Here is a 389-nt window from a genome sequence, read left to right as displayed (position 1 = left end):
CTACTTCGAGATGTTCATTGCCGAACAGCAGATGGTGGCCGCGGCCACCGGCCTGAGCGTGCGTGGATACATCCCGTTCGCGTCGACGTTCGCCGCGTTCCTGACGCGCGCCTACGACTTCATTCGCATGGGCGCGATCTCGGGCACGCACATGAAACTCGTTGGTTCTCATGCCGGTGTCGAGATCGGCGCAGACGGCCCCTCGCAGATGGCTCTGGAGGACATCGCGATGATGCGTGCCGTCCACGATGCCGTCGTGCTCTACCCGAGTGATGCCACCAGCACCGTCGCACTGGTGCACGCGATAGCCGAGACACCGGGAATCTGTTACCTGCGCACCACGCGTGGCGCCTACCCGGTGCTGTACGACGCCACCGAGAAGTTTCCGG

At 63.8% G+C, this 389-nt stretch carries 1 pseudogene; it reads left to right on the top strand.

Annotated elements, in window-relative coordinates:
- Nucleotides 1–389: pseudogene (locus CBF90_RS16950) on the top strand (transketolase); the annotation flags it as partial.

The organism is Microbacterium sp. AISO3 (assembly GCF_002204305.1).
In the GTDB taxonomy this organism is placed as follows: domain Bacteria; phylum Actinomycetota; class Actinomycetes; order Actinomycetales; family Microbacteriaceae; genus Microbacterium; species Microbacterium arborescens.
The sequence above is the reverse complement of the archived record's forward strand: the minus strand, read 5'-3'. Positions and strand labels throughout refer to the sequence as shown.